The organism is Albibacterium profundi, from assembly GCF_042159835.1.
Lineage (GTDB): Bacteria > Bacteroidota > Bacteroidia > Sphingobacteriales > Sphingobacteriaceae > Albibacterium > Albibacterium profundi.
Genome location: NZ_JBBVGT010000002.1, coordinates 1652520 through 1669659, shown reverse-complemented (window position 1 = coordinate 1669659; position 17140 = coordinate 1652520). Strand labels below are relative to the sequence as shown.

Annotated in this window: 17 protein-coding genes; 8 read left to right on the top strand and 9 right to left on the bottom strand. The window is 42.3% G+C overall.

Annotated features, from left to right (window positions below; translation table 11 throughout):
- Positions 1-88: 88 nt before the first annotated feature.
- On the top strand, positions 89-1537 hold the full coding sequence (locus WKR92_RS08925; protein ID WP_375557482.1) for an NAD-dependent succinate-semialdehyde dehydrogenase: 1449 nt from the start codon (positions 89-91) through the stop codon (positions 1535-1537).
- 5 nt (positions 1538-1542) lie between these two features.
- On the opposite strand, the gene WKR92_RS08920 is transcribed toward WKR92_RS08925, so the two are convergent.
- Genes WKR92_RS08920 through WKR92_RS08895 form a run of 6 tightly spaced genes read right to left on the bottom strand, consistent with a single transcriptional unit; the run spans position 1543 to position 7024 of the window.
- A complete protein-coding gene (locus WKR92_RS08920; protein ID WP_375557481.1) occupies positions 1543-1833 on the bottom strand; it encodes a chaperone modulator CbpM in 291 nt (96 codons plus the stop codon).
- On the bottom strand, positions 1830-2750 hold the full coding sequence (locus WKR92_RS08915; RefSeq protein WP_375557480.1) for a DnaJ C-terminal domain-containing protein: 921 nt from the start codon (positions 2748-2750) through the stop codon (positions 1830-1832). Before WKR92_RS08915 ends, WKR92_RS08920 begins: the two co-directional genes overlap by 4 nt.
- A gap of 45 nt (positions 2751-2795) precedes the next feature.
- On the bottom strand, positions 2796-3545 hold the full coding sequence (locus WKR92_RS08910; RefSeq protein WP_375557479.1) for an ABC transporter ATP-binding protein: 750 nt from the start codon (positions 3543-3545) through the stop codon (positions 2796-2798).
- Positions 3538-4413, bottom strand: a complete 876-nt coding sequence (locus WKR92_RS08905) for an ABC transporter permease (protein ID WP_375557478.1) — start codon at positions 4411-4413, stop codon at positions 3538-3540. Before WKR92_RS08905 ends, WKR92_RS08910 begins: the two co-directional genes overlap by 8 nt.
- Positions 4413-5381 (bottom strand): ABC transporter substrate-binding protein, encoded by a 969-nt coding sequence (locus tag WKR92_RS08900; protein ID WP_375557477.1) that lies wholly within the window; start codon positions 5379-5381, stop codon positions 4413-4415. The genes WKR92_RS08905 and WKR92_RS08900 overlap by 1 nt, the downstream gene beginning before the upstream one ends.
- A gap of 44 nt (positions 5382-5425) precedes the next feature.
- Complete coding sequence (locus tag WKR92_RS08895; protein ID WP_375557476.1) at positions 5426-7024, bottom strand: peptide chain release factor 3; 1599 nt, start codon at positions 7022-7024, stop codon at positions 5426-5428.
- A 152-nt stretch (positions 7025-7176) separates the two neighbouring features.
- On the opposite strand from WKR92_RS08895, the gene WKR92_RS08890 reads away from it, so the two are divergent.
- The gene (locus WKR92_RS08890) at positions 7177-8778 is read left to right on the top strand and encodes a M20/M25/M40 family metallo-hydrolase (RefSeq protein WP_375557475.1); all 1602 of its coding nucleotides are present in this window, start codon (positions 7177-7179) and stop codon (positions 8776-8778) included.
- Between the two features lie 70 nt (positions 8779-8848).
- Here WKR92_RS08890 and WKR92_RS08885 read toward each other — a convergent pair whose 3' ends face one another.
- On the bottom strand, positions 8849-10030 hold the full coding sequence (locus tag WKR92_RS08885; protein WP_375557474.1) for a metallophosphoesterase family protein: 1182 nt from the start codon (positions 10028-10030) through the stop codon (positions 8849-8851).
- Positions 10031-10232: 202 nt separating this feature from the next.
- Between WKR92_RS08885 and WKR92_RS08880 the strand changes: the two genes are divergently transcribed.
- Positions 10233-11240, top strand: a complete 1008-nt coding sequence (locus WKR92_RS08880; RefSeq protein ID WP_375557473.1) for a sulfite exporter TauE/SafE family protein — start codon at positions 10233-10235, stop codon at positions 11238-11240.
- 215 nt (positions 11241-11455) lie between these two features.
- Positions 11456-12916, top strand: a complete 1461-nt coding sequence (locus WKR92_RS08875) for an aminoacyl-histidine dipeptidase (RefSeq protein WP_375557472.1) — start codon at positions 11456-11458, stop codon at positions 12914-12916.
- A gap of 1 nt (position 12917) precedes the next feature.
- On the opposite strand, the gene WKR92_RS08870 is transcribed toward WKR92_RS08875, so the two are convergent.
- On the bottom strand, positions 12918-13838 hold the full coding sequence (locus WKR92_RS08870; protein ID WP_375557471.1) for a mechanosensitive ion channel family protein: 921 nt from the start codon (positions 13836-13838) through the stop codon (positions 12918-12920).
- Positions 13839-13953: 115 nt separating this feature from the next.
- Between WKR92_RS08870 and WKR92_RS08865 the strand changes: the two genes are divergently transcribed.
- The gene (locus tag WKR92_RS08865) at positions 13954-14331 is read left to right on the top strand and encodes a nuclear transport factor 2 family protein (protein WP_375557470.1); all 378 of its coding nucleotides are present in this window, start codon (positions 13954-13956) and stop codon (positions 14329-14331) included.
- 6 nt (positions 14332-14337) lie between these two features.
- Here the strand turns inward: WKR92_RS08865 and WKR92_RS08860 are convergent, their stop codons facing one another.
- On the bottom strand, positions 14338-14736 hold the full coding sequence (locus WKR92_RS08860; protein WP_375557469.1) for a winged helix-turn-helix transcriptional regulator: 399 nt from the start codon (positions 14734-14736) through the stop codon (positions 14338-14340).
- A 103-nt stretch (positions 14737-14839) separates the two neighbouring features.
- On the opposite strand from WKR92_RS08860, the gene WKR92_RS08855 reads away from it, so the two are divergent.
- From WKR92_RS08855 to WKR92_RS08845, 3 genes are all read left to right on the top strand, one after another.
- Positions 14840-15472 carry a nitroreductase family protein gene (locus tag WKR92_RS08855; RefSeq protein ID WP_375557468.1) on the top strand — a complete coding sequence of 211 codons (633 nt, stop codon included), beginning with the start codon at positions 14840-14842 and terminating at the stop codon, positions 15470-15472.
- A 164-nt stretch (positions 15473-15636) separates the two neighbouring features.
- Positions 15637-16209 (top strand): hypothetical protein, encoded by a 573-nt coding sequence (locus WKR92_RS08850; RefSeq protein WP_375557467.1) that lies wholly within the window; start codon positions 15637-15639, stop codon positions 16207-16209.
- Positions 16210-16352: 143 nt separating this feature from the next.
- Positions 16353-17135 carry a glycoside hydrolase family 16 protein gene (locus WKR92_RS08845; RefSeq protein WP_375557466.1) on the top strand — a complete coding sequence of 261 codons (783 nt, stop codon included), beginning with the start codon at positions 16353-16355 and terminating at the stop codon, positions 17133-17135.
- Positions 17136-17140 lie beyond the last annotated feature (5 nt).

The following is a 17140-nucleotide window of genomic DNA, read 5'->3' as shown; positions in this document are numbered from 1 at the left end:
GTTATTGGTTTAAATTATTTAAATTTAACGATTGGTAAAATAATTCATTTCTGAGTGACAAACCGGTCACCCTATACACAGCATAAAGATGAAAAAAACGAATAGTCTGATTATAGAAAAGTCTTATATTAATGGGAAGTGGGAAAAAGGAAAGAGCAACTTCGCTATACATAACCCGGCGGACAATTCAACAATTGCCAAGGTGGCCGACCTCACGGTTGCCGAAACACGCGCTGCAATCAAAGTAGCACATAAAGCTTGGAGTAAATGGAAAACAGAAACAGCACAATTCAGATGTGACCTGCTCTATAAATTATACCTTCTGTTAAACGAACACAAAGATGAGATAGCCGAAATTATAACCTTAGAAAGCGGAAAGCCGATAACTGAAAGTTACGCTGAAATCAAGTATGGTGCGTCATTTATTTCATGGTTTTCGGAGGAGGGAAAACGAGCATATGGAGAAACCATTCCCTCCCCTAACCCTGTTAATCGAATCGTGACGATCAAGCAAGGTGTGGGTGTCGTTTCTGCGATCACTCCTTGGAATTTTCCTTTAGCGATGATTACACGCAAAATCGCTCCAGCTTTGGCAGCGGGGTGCACCGTCATCATCAGACCAGCCTCCGAAACACCTTTAACGGCATTGGCTTTGGCGAAATTAGCCGAAGACGCAGGCTTCCCGAAAGGAACTTTCAATGTCGTGACGGGAAAAGACAGCGCTGGCATGGGGAAAGAGTTGAGCACAAACCCGCTCGTTAGAAAAATATCGTTCACCGGTTCAACAGCCGTTGGCAGGACTCTAATGGCTCAAGCTGCTGAGACCATTAAAAAAGTGTCGTTCGAGCTAGGTGGAAACGCGCCGTTTATAGTATTTGACGATGCCAATATCGACCAAGCCGTAGAAGGCGCGTTGATCGCAAAGTTCAGGAATTCAGGGCAAACCTGTGTTGCCGCGAACCGATTCTTGATTCACGATGCGGTTTTTGATAAGTTCGCCAAGAAAATAACCCAAGCAGTGGAGTCACTAAAAACGGGTAACGGACTAAAGAAAAACACACAGGTTGGTCCGTTGATTAACAAAAAAGGATTAGAGAAAGTAGAAGAACATATCGCTGATGCTATTAAAAAAGGGGCTAACCTTTTAACCGGAGGTGCAGTTATGAAAGATTTATTTTTTCAACCAACGGTTATCGCTAATGTTTCGACCGATGCTATTTTAGCAAACGAAGAAACTTTTGGACCAGTCATCGCTTTATTTCGCTTTAAAGACGAAAAAGAAGCCATTCAGTTAGCTAATTCTACAGAATTTGGTCTAGCGGCCTATTTTTACAGCAGTGACATCTACCGGTGCTGGCGAGTGTCAGAAGCAATAGAATCCGGGATGGTAGGTATTAATACCGGCTTAGTCTCAAGCGCACCTGCTCCCTTCGGCGGCATCAAACAATCGGGGATTGGTCGAGAGGGATCCAAACATGGCTTAGATGAATTTATGGAAATAAAATACCTCTGCTTTGGTGGTATTGAAGCTGATTAACTGCCTTAATCCTCATAGATTCTGAGCTTTTCTCTAAGGGAGGCAATTTCTGATTGCAATTGATGCATTTTCTTAACAGCGTTTCTTAATGCATCAATTCCTTCTATATTGATATCCATTTCATAATGCCAGGTCGAATAGCGCTCAAGGTCAGCCAACTGATCTTCATGAATAAAACGCTCGCCTTCTATCACTGAAGTCTCAATCAGACCTACCTCTTCTAAAGAGTCTATAAAGTCGACTTCCGCGTGGCAGCAACTACAATATTCGGTTATTTTTATGATTGATGTTTTCATTTTTGCAGGTCTGCTAGTTTTTGAAATAATTCCTTTTGTTCCGGAGACAGATCAGTTGGTATTTTCACCTCATAACTAATAATCAAATCCCCGTGCTTGCCTTCTTTCTTATAAATTGGAAAACCCTTCCCCTTTAGTTTAACTTTCGTGTTATTTTGCGTCTCTGGTTTTACTTTTAACTTGACTCTTCCTGTCAACGTATCAACTTGTATTTCGCCTCCAAGAATCGCAGTATACAAATCAATTTCCTTTTTTGCATACAAGTCGTCTCCGTTCCGCTTAAACACCGGATCATCAGCAATGACGAAAGTAATATACAAATCGCCGTTCGGACCGTTATTTATACCCGGACCACCATAACCTTTTAATTTAATTTCTTGTCCATTGGCAACTCCAGCTGGCACCGTAATCCGAATTGTTTTGTTGTTTACTGTTAAGCTCTGTTTATGAGTTTCAGCAGCTTGGCGAAAACTCAAATGCAATTCGGCGCGATAGTCATTTCCTCTAAATTGGCTTGTTCTGGCACGACCACCCGCTTCTTGACCAAACATGGAAGAGAAAAAATCGGAAAAGTCTCCACCATCAAAAGAACCTGAACCCGAAAAACCTTCAAATGGATTCCCGGCCGACTGATAGCTCGACCGCTGCCTACCCGATGCCTGAGATTGTTTATTTGCTTCAAATGCATCCGCATGTTGCCAGTTTTCGCCATACTGATCATATTTAGCACGCTTTTCTGGGTCATTTAGAACCTCATTAGCTTCGTTAATTTCTTTAAACTTCTTTTCTGCTTCTTTATCGTTGGGGTTCAGATCAGGATGATATTTCCTTGCTAGTTTTCGGTATGCTTTTTTTATTTCGGCGGCGGAAGCCGATTTAGCTACCCCTAATACTTTATAATAGTCGATATAGTCCATAAATGTATTTATACACTATATAAAAGAATTTAAAACGAAATTGTTTTAGACAAACCACCCATAAAGGTCAGTCATTTCCAAATTACGTTTCTCTTCGTTCGATATGTCGCGGTTGATACATCCGTCTTTCATCACAATTAATCGGTTTCCGTATTGATACGCCTCTTTCATATTATGAGTTACCATTACAGCAGTAATGTCGTACTCACTAACAATCCGATCGGCAACCTTTAATACCACTTCAGCAGACCGTGGATCCAGCGCCGCTGTAGGTTCGTCGAGTAGCAATATCTTGAGGTCAGCCATAATGCTCATGAGCAAACTCAAGGCCTGTCGTTGCCCACCCGAAAGCGTAGCCATAGTCTGGTGTAATTTATTTTCGAGTCCTAACCCCAGGAACGAAACCTTATCCTTTACCTCCGCGGCAAAATTTCTGGTAAGGCCAATAGATAGCCCCTTCGTTGAAGAACGGAGTGCAGCCAATCTAAAGTTTTCTAATATACTCAATCCTTCAGCCGTCCCCTGCAAAGGATCTTGAAACACACGGGCGACCCATTTGCTTCTTTTGAATTCTGGCATGCGAGTAACATCATGACTATCCATGCTCACAAGCCCTGCCGTACTTTGAAGGCTCCCGGCTATGATATTTAACAGTGTCGATTTTCCCGAACCGTTCGAGCCTACGATAACAACAAAATCACGGGCTTTTATATGCAGATTCACGTCACGCAATGCTACGATTTCATTAGGTTTACCAGAATTGAATACTTTAGAAACACCTTTAAGTTCAACCATTGGACCTCCATTTGAGACGAAAATGAGGTAAGCTCACAATTGCTAAGACAAACAATGCGGTTGTTAACTTCATGAGTGTCGGGTCAATGCCGATACTGAGCGTAAACGCTAAAGCTAATTGAAAAACGACTGCACCTAAACATACTAAAGCCAAACACTTTCCTATCGCCTGGACTCCAAACCAACTAATAATGGTTCCGGCTATAATAACAGAACCCAAACCGATTATCACTATTCCGATTCCCATATTAATATCGGAAAATCCTTGAAACTGGACCATAAGAAATCCACTACACGCTGTTAACGCATTGGCAAATGCCAAGCCCATAATTTTAATCAAATCTGTATTCACACCATGCGCCTTGACCATATTCTCGCTGTTACCGGTTGCGCGCATAGCAATCCCATAGTCCGACTTAAGAAGATAAGTTATAGCTGCAATGAATGCAACTACGAGAACGATTAAAACAACAAGCGTATTGAGGTTTACATCACTCAAAAAGTCAACACGATTAAATACTGTTCCGACATCGATCAACGGAATGTTAGAGCGTCCCATAATCGTCAGGTTAATCGAATATAAACCGGTCATTACTAAAATTCCCGATAGTAAAGGGTCTATTTTTAACTTAGTATGAATGAGTCCGGTACACGCACCAGCAATAGCCCCTGAAATTAAAACGACAAGTAGGCTGGCCACAATAGGCATATTTGACATCAACATTACAGCCCCTATTGAGCCACCGAGCGTATAACTGCCGTCTGTAGTAATATCCGGGATATTAAAAATTTTTAGCGTCAGATAGATGCCTAAAGCCATAACTGACAGACATAGTCCCTGCAGAAGTGCGGTCAAATATAAATCCATTACTCTATAGCCTCGAAGTTTGTCGAAAAATCATAACCGAAACGCTTCGCAGCCTCTGCATTATACACTCGTTTTCTATCACGCACCCGCTCGATATGAATATCCTGCAGATCTGTGCCTGACAAGTATTCGGCAGCCTGCTTACCTGCCTGATAGCCCCAAGCATATATATCAGCACCGAATGCTGCAACCGCCCCGCGTTTCACCAAACCAGACTCACTTGTAAAAATAGGAACGTTCCGGTGATTACAGTTCTTAACAATGGTTTCAAATGCCGCAAAAACAGTATTATCGGGATTAGCAAAGAAAACATCGATCCCCTTATTCAATAGGGACACAGTTATCATTTGTGCTTCCGCTGAATTATTCAATGGAACCGCTTCTATGATCATCCCCAATTTTCTAGCATTTTCTTCCATTCTTTCCAGAGCGTTAACCGATTGCGGCTCCGCCTGATTATATACCATCCCTACAACAATTTTATCACCCTTCGGCTTTACATATTCAGGAATAAGAGCAAATGCGGTATCAATGTAGTCGAGTGACTCAGAAACGCCAAATAAATTATCGGGAGCTTCGCCAGCATCATCTACTACCTGCATCAATTTTGGTTCTGGAGAAACCATCATAAAAATAGGAAGATCCGAAGTACGCTGGATTGCGGTGATCGTAGAAAGCGTCGTACTGGTCGCGATCAAATCGACTCTCTCTGCTATGAAGTAATTAACTATCTGCGTAAGGGTGGGGATATCTCCCTGTGCATTCCTGTATTGGATACGGATTGTATGATCGTCTTCACTAAAACCTCGCTCTTCCAGGGCTGCAATAAATCCATCTCGTGCTTGCCCAATTGTTTCATCTTCAAAAGCATCTACAAAACCAATCTCCGGGATGGAAGTGTTCTTAGGGCTGCATGCGGAGGAAATGAACGAAAGCAGCAAAAAAACAGCTAGATAACGATATTTCATATCGCTAAATATAATATTTATTTCCTACTTGCTCAGCGTTTCATTTAGGCTTTTTTCTCGACACGATCCCACTCAGATGTTTCGTGAAAACTGATCTTAGGATAATTAGTCAGAGCATAGTCAATATCCCATTGTGAGCCCGCTAGAAAAACAGGTCGATCCTCTTTGTCATAAGCTACCTTAGAGGCATGACTATGTAGAAATTTCTTCAGCGCTTCCGGATCATCGGACGATACCCAGTTCGCTTTGCTTGTACTCATGGATATAAAACGGCAAGAGGCACCGTACTCCTGAAGCAACCTAAATTGGATCACTTCAAATTGAAGTTCACCCACCGTTCCGATAATTTTTCGATTGCCGGGATTTTGAGTAAATAACTGTGCAACACCTTCATCACTCAGTTGAGTAATCCCTTTTTCTAACTGCTTAGTCTTAAAGGGGTCCGTATTCTCCAGTTCCTTAAATATCTCAGGAGAAAAACTAGGTATCCCAACAAAATTCATTATTTCACCTTCGGTAAGCGTATCACCTATCTTGAAGTTTCCTGAATCGTACAGACCAATGACATCCCCCGGCCAAGCCTCTTCAACAACGCTTTTGTTATCTGCCATAAAACTGGTAGGGGAGGCAAATTTCAGCTTCTTATCGAGTCGAACATGATGATAGAAAGTATTCCGTTCAAACTTACCCGAACATATTCTGCAAAAAGCAATACGATCACGATGTTTCGGATCTAAATTCGCGTGAATCTTAAATACAAAGCCGGTGAATTTACTCTCATAAGGATCAACAAGGCGCGTGTCAGTCGACCGTGCCTGTGGTTCCGGCGCAATCTCAATGAAAGTTTCCAATAACTCTTGCACACCGAAGTTATTAATAGCACTTCCAAAAAACACAGGCGCTAAGTAACCTGACCTATATAATGAAATATCGAAGGGCTCATAGACGGTATCAACAAGCTCCACCTCATCACGCAAGGTTGTCGCCGCTTTCTCTCCTAAATGTTCTTCAAGTTTACTATCCGCTAGATCTTCAATCGGAATATAATCGTCTGAAATTGACTTTTTATTCGGACTATATAAATTCAGTTTTTGCTTGTGTAAATGATATACACCTTTGAATGTACTTCCAATCCCGATTGGCCAACTTAATGGGCGTACTGATATATTAAGTTCGCTTTCAAGCTCATCTAACAGATCGAGATGCTCCTTCCCTTCCCGGTCCATTTTATTGATGAAAATAATCACAGGTGTATGCCGCATTCGACAAACCTGCATTAATTTACGCGTCTGTTCTTCAACCCCTTTTACTGAATCAACAACTAAAATCACTGAATCAACGGCAGTCAGCGTACGATAAGTATCCTCAGCAAAGTCCTTGTGTCCAGGAGTGTCTAGAATATTTATCTTATGATCTAAATATTCGAATCCCATAACGGAGGTCGCTACTGAAATACCGCGTTGCTTCTCAATCTCCATGAAGTCAGAAGTGGCTGTCTTTTCGGCTTTGTTGCGCTTTACTGTGCCGGCTTTTTGGATAGCACCGCCGAACAGGAGGAGCTTCTCCGTGAGTGTCGTTTTACCGGCGTCCGGGTGACTAATTATACCAAAGGTTCTTCTTTTCTTTACTTCGCGACTCAACATTTAGTTTTTATTTTTAACAAGGCTGCAAAAGTACATAAAATAATACGTTACGATAAACGTGAAAAATAGATCAACACAAGTTTTGCTTTCCAAATAAGAATATCTTTCGTAGTTTTAAGCTGAAATTAATTCTTAACCTTTAATAACAAAACATGAGATACCTCTACAAAACCTTCGAAATGAAGAAATGGGCGGCTAGTTTTTACGTTCTCATTCTTTTATTTTCTGTCAACAGTGTCTTTGCACAACCGAACCGGAACACCCAAGCAAACGATCCAGTTGTACAAGCTATTATCAACGAAGCGAACAACAATTCACAACTTGAACAACTCGGTTACGAATTGCTTGATGAGATTGGACCGCGTTTAGTAGGCACACCGGGCATGCAAAAGGCGCACGACTGGGCCGTAGACAAGTTCAATTCTTGGGGAATTGATGCTGAAAATCAAGCCTGGGGCGAGTGGAGAGGTTGGGAACGTGGCATCACACATATCGACTTGGTTGAGCCTCGGATCAAATCATTAAATGGCACTCAACTGGCTTGGAGTCCTTCTACACCTAAAAATGGGATCACTGCTGAAGTTATGATTTTACCATTAGCGAAAGACTCGATAGCATTCCAAGACGCGATTAAGAGCGTTAAAGGTAAGTTCGTTATGATATCAATGAATCAACCTACGGGTAGACCAGACTATAATTGGGAAGAATACGCGACCGAAGAATCTCTTGAGAAAATGAAAAGCGAACGTGACGAACTGCGCGCTGCGTGGTACGAGCGTATTAGCAACACCGGATACAATTCAAGAACACTTCCAGCGGCACTTGAAGAGGCCGGAGCGGCGGGCATTGTGATGTCCAATTGGTCCAGAGGTTTTGGTGCTAATAAAATATTTGGTGCATATACGAAAGAGATTCCCACGATAGACTTATCATTAGAAGATTACGGATTATTATTTCGTATGGCTGAACACGGCGATAAACCACAAATAAAAGTGACAGCAATTTCTAAAGAAACAGGTGTACAACCAACCTTTAATACTATAGCAACGATCAAAGGAACTGAAAAGCCCGAGGAGTATATCGTTCTCTCCGCCCACTTCGATTCATGGGATGGAGCATCCGGAGCTACAGATAATGGTACGGGTACACTGGTTATGATGGAGGCTGCTCGTATTTTAAAGAAAGTATATCCCAATCCAAAAAGAACAATTATTGTAGGTCTTTGGGGAAGTGAGGAACAAGGACTGAACGGCTCCAGAGCCTATGTAGAGGACCATCCAGAAATCGTGAAGAACATACAGGCGGTATTCAATCAGGATAATGGAACCGGTCGTGTTGTTAATATCTCAGGTCAGGGCTTCCTTCATTCGTACGATTATGTCGGACGCTGGCTTGCCGCAGTTCCAAGAGAGATCACTCAGCACATTGAAACTTCCTTTCCTGGTTCACCAGGCCGTGGCGGTTCTGACTATGCATCCTTTGTAGCCGCAGGCGCACCAGCATTTAGCTTGAGCTCACTTAGTTGGGACTACGGGACATACACATGGCACACCAACATCGACACTTATGATAAGGTGGTATTTGATGATGTAAGAAGCAATGCGGTTCTAACAGCGATCCTAACCTACATGGCAAGTGAAGATCCAGAAAAGACATCTCGCGAGCAAATCAACCTGCACATTGATCCGCGGACGGGCGAAAAGGCTGAATGGCCTACGCCAAGAAGCCCTAACCGGAAAGGCGGACTCGAATAAGAAAATATTTTTCGTTGACGGGGCTGCTATTTGGCACCCCGTCAACGATCTCTTATGGAGGTCGAAAGGTTTAGAGACAAAGAACCGGTTCCGGTCTTCTAACGGGAAACTCAAACCGATCAAACAATTCAGCCGTGAATCCAGTATCTGGCTCTGCCCCTCTTGGAATCGTATAGTACTCTCCGATCAAGCGCAAAGCGCCCATTTTCTTCTTGATCTTCAGTTTTAAGAATCCATACTGCTTGGTACAATATTTCTGTAACACGACGTTCTTGAGCAAAGCCGAGTCCGTGTCTATACTCGCATCGTTACGTGATGCTATAGGATGCAAAACGGTGTAGCCTCCCGCCCCAGCCACGATATAAGGCACCTTTGTCCCATCCGAATATCGTCTCATAAAACGCTGATAATTGTGAACATGTCCACTCAACACCAGGTCAGGCTTTACATCCGCTTCTGTGTAAGCTTGCTCCAAAAAATCGACCATCGCTAAACTCGACCCATGATTCGTATCTGCAGAAAACGGTGATTGATGCACACAAACAATAAGCGCGCAATCATCTTTTTGTTTCGCTGCTTCTTTTAGTTCATGAACAAACCACTCGCGTTGATCTGGCTTAATCACGCCGAATTTAGCAACATTGCCATACAATCCGACAATGTTTGCCAACGGTGTGTTGAGTGTCCAATAAACGTTCGGCTGAATCATGCTTTTCCGCGAACTGCCCTTAGAGAATGGTACATCGATAGGCTCTTTGGAACAAAAAACCTGCATATATGCATCTAGGCTCTCATAAGGAGTTTCAGAAAGGGGGTTAATTTCTCCGTCATGATTACCGGGGATCGAAAAAATGGGACCCGGATACTCTTCAAAAGGCTCGAAGAATTGGGCCGCATATTCATGTGCTTCCCCATGATCGTATACAATATCGCCCAAATGATAAAGAAATTGAGGACGATCCTCCGTACGTCCCTCACGACTTTGCTTAATCAGCTGTTGCGCTAATAAACGTTGGAAACTCAAATCTTTCGCACTTCCCGAGTCTCCCACCACATGAAACACCATTTCCTTTTCTAAGGAATCTTCTATTACCTTTTTTATGTCCAAACGAAATGGTGCATCCCCAGTAGGAGTTGGCATTGGCATAAATTTTTCAGCATCGTCAAATTCCCCTTTCAGAAAAATAGGATAATTTACTTCTTCACCAGCACGCCGGTTCTCAAGACTGATATTTTTTTCATCGATATTCACGTGCTATTGATGTCAAAAAAGATACCACTAACGTCTCTGAATATCACATTATTGTTAAGAAACGATTATTTTTATCCTGCAACAAGAAAAACAACCGCCTAGCCGTTTCAAGAAAAATTTTAAAAATTTTGCATTATAAAAAAAGTAAACGTATTATTGTCGACTAAAACGATAGATAATATTTACTTAGTGCTACAACTAGATGCCGCAGCAGGAGAAAGTCATCATTGAAGAGAAGAGTCTGAGCGACCGCTCAAATGAAAATGGGAACAAGCCCGACTTTGACCAAAAAGGAAGCGTCATCAATCCTTCTAAACCTATCGCTTCCATCGGCAAGGGTCAGGAATTAAAGTGGAAAAAAATCGCCAATTGGAGTTTGTTGATAGTAGCCGTGCTCTTCTTAACGTTTGCAATTTATCCATTCGTTCCCGAAGAGTTTGTTTCAAGCATTCCCTCCTATTTCGACGAAACCTTTTTTATCATGTTGGCTATTGGCTTCGCAGCACAAATGGTTGACGGTATTTTAGGAATGGGCTACGGAGTCATATCTACCACGCTCTTACTGTCTGGTGGCGTCAACCCCGTCGTCGTTAGCGGAAGTATCCATACCGCTGAAATGTTCTCGAGCGGCGCATCCGGCTACAGCCATTATAAATTTGGGAATGTCAATAAAAAGCTTTTTAAGACTCTCTTGATTCCCGGCGTCATTGGTGCTATCTGCGGCGCGCTACTCTTAGCTTTTTTCGGAGAACAGTATGCCGACTGGCTCCGTCCGATCATTTCCATCTATACACTCATCTTAGGTATCCGAATCCTTACAGGTGCCTTTAAAAAGAAAATCAAAAGTCAAAAAATCAAAAAAGCCGGCTGGCTCGCCGGAGCTGGAGGTTTTCTCGATTCTTTTGGCGGAGGTGGATGGGGGCCATTGGTAACCAGCACACTCATTTCAAAAGGTAAGACACCTAAATATGTCATCGGGTCAGTCAGCCTAACTGAATTTTTTGTAACTCTTTCAAGCGCCCTGACCTTCTTCTTAATACTCGGCACAAGTCATATCGATACGATTCTAGGTCTGATTCTGGGCGGACTTATTGCCGCTCCAGTGGCTGCAAGGTTTGCCGGTCGACTTCCCGCTAAGAAAATGCTTCTCGGTGTGGGAGCCATCGTTATTATTTCGAGTATTCGGATTATCTGGACCTCTTTTTTCTAATGTCAAAGGATTCCTCTGTCAATATTTATTTAGCGTTTCCAGAAATTCAAAGCCAGCTCAACATCTCTATCATTTTAACCCTAAATCAGACCATATTTTAACTCGTATCATATTGTGATATTTTAATTTCTCTAAATTAATTAGTTTATTTGAAGAACAGTCAACTGAATCGGTCTAACGAGTCAGGTGTATGTGAAATCAAACATTCCGATCCAATGTCACAACAAATCAAACATCTAAATCCCCAAGCAGTATGGGAACAATTTGCAGCGATCAATCAGATCCCGCGAGCATCGAAGAAAGAGGAGCAGATCGTAAAATTTATCATGGATTTTGCTGAGGCACTTCAGCTTGATACCTATAGGGACAAGACCGGCAATGTGATTATTCGGAAACCGGCAACAAAAGGTTTAGAGAATCATAAAACAACCATATTGCAAGCACATGTTGACATGGTGCACCAAAAGAACCAAGACACTGTCTTTGATTTTGAAAACCAAGGCATTCAAATGTTCGTTGATGAGAACTGGGTTCGAGCAGAGGGAACAACCCTTGGTGCTGATAATGGAATCGGCGTCGCAGCCATCATGGCTATTCTTGCTTCGGATACAATTGCACACCCGCCTATTGAGGCACTGCTTACGGTAGACGAAGAAACAGGGATGACGGGTGCCGCCGGTTTAGATACCGGTGTTCTTCAAGGGGAAATCTTACTGAATCTTGATACGGAAGACGATGAAGAAATTTGTATCGGGAGCGCCGGCGGAATCGACATCACCGCCACCAAAGAATACAAACAAACAGCCATCCCGCAACATTATATAGGCTATGAAATTGCAGTTAAAGGTTTGCAGGGTGGACACTCAGGCATGGACATTAACCGTGGCCTTGGCAATGCGAACAAAATAATGAACCGCGTCCTCTATCACATCAATGCTGCAACAAACATGCGCCTTGTAGAATTACAAGGTGGCAGTTTACGGAACGCCATCCCTCGCGAAAGTACGGCGATTGTGGCTGTAGACCCATCGGCCTCTCTATCCAACCTGCTCGAAGAAATTGCATCGTTAATCAAAGCTGAGTTTAAAACGACTGAACCTCATCTACAATTATCCGCAAGCAAGTTATCCTCCTTACCGGCGGAAGGAATGGCAGAAGAAGATCAACAAGCATTGATTAACGCAGTCTATGCTGCGCCCAATGGCGTATATGCGATGAGTCCGGATTTCGAACGATTGGTACTATCATCAAACAATATAGCGAAAGTTTCGGTCGGTAGCGGTCATATCAACATCCAATGCTTAACGCGCTCATCTTCGGAGTCTTCAAAATCCGATTTAACCAATACAATTCGTGCAGCATTCGAGTTAGCTGGCTGTACCATAACGCTCTCTGGAGAATATCCCGGCTGGCAGCCTGACCCGCATTCTGAGATATTGGCCGTCCTTGCTCATATTTATAAAAAACAAAACAATCAAGAGCCCAATATCATGGCCGTTCATGCAGGTTTAGAATGTGGTATATTAGGAGAAAAGTATCCGCACCTAGATAAGATCTCGTTTGGACCGACCATTTTGGGAGCCCATTCACCCGACGAAAGAGCATCCATTGCTTCAGTTCAAAAGTTTTGGTCGTTTTTACTGGAAATTCTAAAAAACATCCCCGAAAAGACTTAAACTATTGGGAGTCAGACCCATTCAAATTGGAATCATCCAATGGAAGTGCTTGTATTGTATATTGAGGTATGGTAACTTGGTTATCTTTAAGCGCAGTTTTAATCTTTTCAAAAATATCATGATAAGCGTTCCAGTAATTCCCCTTTGGTGACCAGTAACGTATCACAAGTTTAACCGCGCCATTACTGATGCCGTTGACAAGAACTTCTGGTGCGGGCTTAGTCAATACACGCTGATCATTTCTTAGCAAATCAAGAATTACATCCCGAATCTGCCTCGTATCACTATCATAAGAAAGATCAATGCTGTATTCGACTCGGCGCTCCACCAAGTTAGAATAGTTAGTAATCACTGAATTGGCCAAAGGGCCGTTGGGCGCAAAGACTAGCGTACCTTCAGCAGTTCTTAACGTTGTATAGAGGAAATCAATATTTTCCACGGTTCCGCTCGCCTCACTAGTGCTTGAAATATAATCGCCGATACGAAAAGGCTTAAATAAGAGGATCAAGACACCGCCAGCAAAATTTGACAGGCTTCCCTGTAAGGCCAGACCAATAGCTAATCCCGCGCCTCCCAGCACAGCCAAAAATGAAGTCGTCTGAATACCCAAATTCCCTGCAATTGAAAGTATAAGCACAATATAAAGCCCTATTTTAACGATCCGCGATAGAAACAATCTCAATGAGGGTTCCACATCTCTTTTTTCGAATCGGGAATGGATATAACGCATGAAAAGCTTAATCAACCAACTTCCTAAAATCAGGAGTACAAAAGCGAGGAGCACTCGAGGTGCGATAATGAAAAACAATTCGTGGAAAGTTTCTTGTATATTCTTTGGATCAAACATAGATTGCAAGCAGTTTTTAGGTGCGAATTTAGTACAATTAACGTCAATACTCAACATTTGTTTTTCATTATCCATTCTGATTTTTTGTCGCCCGAAACTCCAACCGGAGCCTTTATATTGATTGTACCCGTGTACTCAATATAAAAACCTTAGCTTTGAATATACGGACCCAAATAAAACATAATTTTATATGACAAAGATCAAGGTTCAAGCAGACTGTGGTAATTCACCTAAGAGGGAGTTTTTAAAAGTGTTTAATGTAGCCTTTCCGAAAGGGGATACCGATTTCATTATGGAACATGTTGCCGAAGACATTCAATGGGAAATGGTGGGCCTTAAAACCGTAAGAGGGAAGACCGAAGTTCTCCAGGAACTAAACAAAGGGGAAAAAGCAGTTATCAGAGAGTTTGAGCTCTCCAGTGTGATCACGCACGGAAAAGAAGCTTCTGCTAGCGGCGAGTTCGTTTTGGAAAGCAATAAGCGATATAAATTCTGTGACGTTTATAAATTTCAGGGAACAAAAACCATCATCAAGGAAATACAGTCGTTTGTTATAGAAATTAGATAAAAAGTATTAAGAAGACAAAGCTTTATCGCGATATTCGGCTTGTATTTTTTCCCGGTGTTTTTTTCCCCAGTCAACCATTTCGTCGATAATACCCTGAAGCGTCCGACCATAATCACTAAGCTCATATTCGACAGTGATAGGCTTTGTATCGCATACGGTTCTCGAAATCAGGCCATTCATTTCGAGGTCTTGTAATTCCTTAGAAAGCATTTTCGCTCCAATCCCACCAATCTCGCGCTGCAATTCCAAAAAACGTCTTTTGCCAAAGCTCAAGCAACTTATGATGGTAATCTTCCATTTTCCTTTTAAAATATCCAGTGTGTCTTGCACTGCGTTAAGATAAACCTTACAGGACTCCCCATTGGTTTTTGATTGAATTTCTGGAGTTGATTGACGTGTTTCCATGGCATAACGTTTATATACTTTCGAAAAGTAAACTATTGTTTTTTGTATAGATACTTTCAAAAGTAAACTATTATTTTAAACTTTGCAAAAAGTAAAATAGAATATGGAATTATTAAATGCATTGGAATGGCGATATGCCACAAAAAAGATGAACGGAAATAGAGTTCCAGACGAATCCGTAACTAATATATTAAAGGCAGCACACTTGGCCCCAACATCGTCCGGCTTACAGCCTTTCGAGATTATCGTCGTTACGAACCCTGAATTGAAAGAAAAAATTAGACAGGTAGCCAACGGACAGTCACAGATCACCGATAGTTCTCATCTGCTTATCTTCGCTGCTTGGGACCAGTATACCGAAGAAAGGATCAATAAAACTTTCCAGCACATGAATACCGAACGTGGTGTTCCTGATTCACAAACGGATGCTTATCGACTAAGTTTGATCAATATGTTCACCAAGCAAACAGCCGAAGAGAACTTTAACCACGCCGCTAAACAAGCGTATATCGCTTTTGGAACGGCCATTGCCGCTGCTGCTGCACTTAAAGTTGACGCCACGCCAATGGAAGGTTTCGACAACAAAGCTCTAGATGAGTTACTAAACTTACAGGAAAAAGGTTTAAAAAGCGTCACACTACTACCATTAGGCTATCGTGATGAAGAAAATGATTGGCTTTTTAAGCTCAAGAAGGTGCGTAAACCCAAGGAAGAGTTCATTACTGAATTAGCGTAATAAGGATGCCTCTAGCTGCCCGCGTTCCAATTGAAACAAAAAAATAAATCAATTATTAAAAATTTGTTTTATTTGAACAAATAGCCGCCGTCTGTGTTGATAATAAACAGTAAAATGGTATTCCAATATTTTGCTTCATTATGTTTAACACAAAACGAAAAGCTATGAAACATTTCATGTTAATTTTAGGGGCGATAACACTTTCTGTTAGCACCGCATTAGGGCAGATAGAAACTACGCCACAAACAAGTTCAGCGGTCGGCACCGCGCCGATCCAGCAAGGGAACTGGATGGTAGGTGGTGGTATTGGCTCCTTGGGCTACGACTTCGATTCTGAAGTATTCAACATCGCCCTCGAGCCGGGTGCAGGTTACTTTGTTAGCGATGGCGTGGCTTTAGGTTTAAAGTTGATCGCGAATTTCCAAACCATAAAAGATGGCGACAACCCTTTTAGCTATGGTTTATTACCTTTCGCACGCTACTACTTCCCAGAAGGAGCTTCAGCTACCAATCGCTTTTTTGCCGAAGCAAAGGCAGGAATAGCAGGAAGTCGCGGTGGCGATGATGTCAATTTTGGCTTTGGTGCCGGCCTAGGCTATGCGCATTTCATTTCGCAAACTGTAGCTCTCGAGGCCCTTGCTGGTTATAACGACCTGTCTGGAGCCTCAGCTTCTGGAACACAAGGCGGTCTAGGATTAACGGTCGGATTTCAGATTTATTTACCGGGCCAAAGATAACATCAGCACAAATCAAATAAGAAACATCCCTTGGGTCAGTAATCCTAGCCCAAGGGATGTTTTCTTTTATAGACAAAAAAAGTAATCGTAAGTTTACCTCCAATTGAACATTTAACTACCTAATCTGTAAAATGAGAGCTCTGTTGATCATACTTTTAATAAGTGCCATTACTTCCTCTTGTGCTATTCGCAATCATCATGTCCGTGAAAATAAAGATTGGGAGCTCATCTTTTCAGATGAATTCAATACCCTTGGCAATTTTGATACAAGCAGATGGTCTTACGCCAAACGATGGCATCCATCTTGGGCTAAGTACCTTATCCATTCAAACGACTATGTGAAGCAACAAGGTGGAGATTTAGTCCTAAGAATGGACCATGCTAAGATAGAAGGCGACGATGTTCCCTATCATTCTGGAGGAATACAAACAGCTGGAAAATTTAGCTTCACTTACGGGAAAGTGGAAGTCCGTGCCAAGTTTAACCATGGTCGCGGCTCCTGGCCCGCTATATGGATGATGCCCGAGGATCCAGCTTCCTACGGCGGCTGGCCTAACAGTGGGGAAATCGATATTATGGAACATGTTAATAATGAAGATATCATTCATCAAACGATTCATAATGGAGCAGTAACAAATGAATCTGGAGGAAGCACTGCCACTCAAACTTCGCTCTATGACCTAGGCGAGTACAACACTTACGGCATCATCTGGAATTCAGAGAAGATTGAATTTTACGTTAACGATTCATTACAATATACTTACAGTAAGCCCGCCAACGCTACTGCTGCGGAATGGCCATTTGACAAACCCTTCTATATAATCCTAAATCAATCTGGCGGCGCAGGTTGGCCAGGACCTATTGTCGATGAAGATTTACCATTTGAGATGCACGTCGATTATGTAAGGGTATTCAAGAAGCGATAGAAAGT

Excerpts from the sequence above, each read along its gene's own strand:
- WKR92_RS08925 (WP_375557482.1), top strand. The coding sequence starts at position 89 with ATGAAAAAAACGAATAGTCTGATTATAGAAAAGTCTTATATTAATGGG.
- WKR92_RS08920 (WP_375557481.1), bottom strand. The coding sequence starts at position 1,833 with ATGAAAACATCAATCATAAAAATAACCGAATATTGTAGTTGCTGCCAC.
- WKR92_RS08915 (WP_375557480.1), bottom strand. The coding sequence starts at position 2,750 with ATGGACTATATCGACTATTATAAAGTATTAGGGGTAGCTAAATCGGCT.
- WKR92_RS08910 (WP_375557479.1), bottom strand. The coding sequence starts at position 3,545 with ATGGTTGAACTTAAAGGTGTTTCTAAAGTATTCAATTCTGGTAAACCT.
- WKR92_RS08905 (WP_375557478.1), bottom strand. The coding sequence starts at position 4,413 with ATGGATTTATATTTGACCGCACTTCTGCAGGGACTATGTCTGTCAGTT.
- WKR92_RS08900 (WP_375557477.1), bottom strand. The coding sequence starts at position 5,381 with ATGAAATATCGTTATCTAGCTGTTTTTTTGCTGCTTTCGTTCATTTCC.
- WKR92_RS08895 (WP_375557476.1), bottom strand. The coding sequence starts at position 7,024 with ATGTTGAGTCGCGAAGTAAAGAAAAGAAGAACCTTTGGTATAATTAGT.
- WKR92_RS08890 (WP_375557475.1), top strand. The coding sequence starts at position 7,177 with ATGAGATACCTCTACAAAACCTTCGAAATGAAGAAATGGGCGGCTAGT.
- WKR92_RS08880 (WP_375557473.1), top strand. The coding sequence starts at position 10,233 with ATGCCGCAGCAGGAGAAAGTCATCATTGAAGAGAAGAGTCTGAGCGAC.
- WKR92_RS08875 (WP_375557472.1), top strand. The coding sequence starts at position 11,456 with ATGTCACAACAAATCAAACATCTAAATCCCCAAGCAGTATGGGAACAA.
- WKR92_RS08870 (WP_375557471.1), bottom strand. The coding sequence starts at position 13,838 with ATGGATAATGAAAAACAAATGTTGAGTATTGACGTTAATTGTACTAAA.
- WKR92_RS08865 (WP_375557470.1), top strand. The coding sequence starts at position 13,954 with ATGACAAAGATCAAGGTTCAAGCAGACTGTGGTAATTCACCTAAGAGG.
- WKR92_RS08860 (WP_375557469.1), bottom strand. The coding sequence starts at position 14,736 with ATGGAAACACGTCAATCAACTCCAGAAATTCAATCAAAAACCAATGGG.
- WKR92_RS08855 (WP_375557468.1), top strand. The coding sequence starts at position 14,840 with ATGGAATTATTAAATGCATTGGAATGGCGATATGCCACAAAAAAGATG.
- WKR92_RS08850 (WP_375557467.1), top strand. The coding sequence starts at position 15,637 with ATGAAACATTTCATGTTAATTTTAGGGGCGATAACACTTTCTGTTAGC.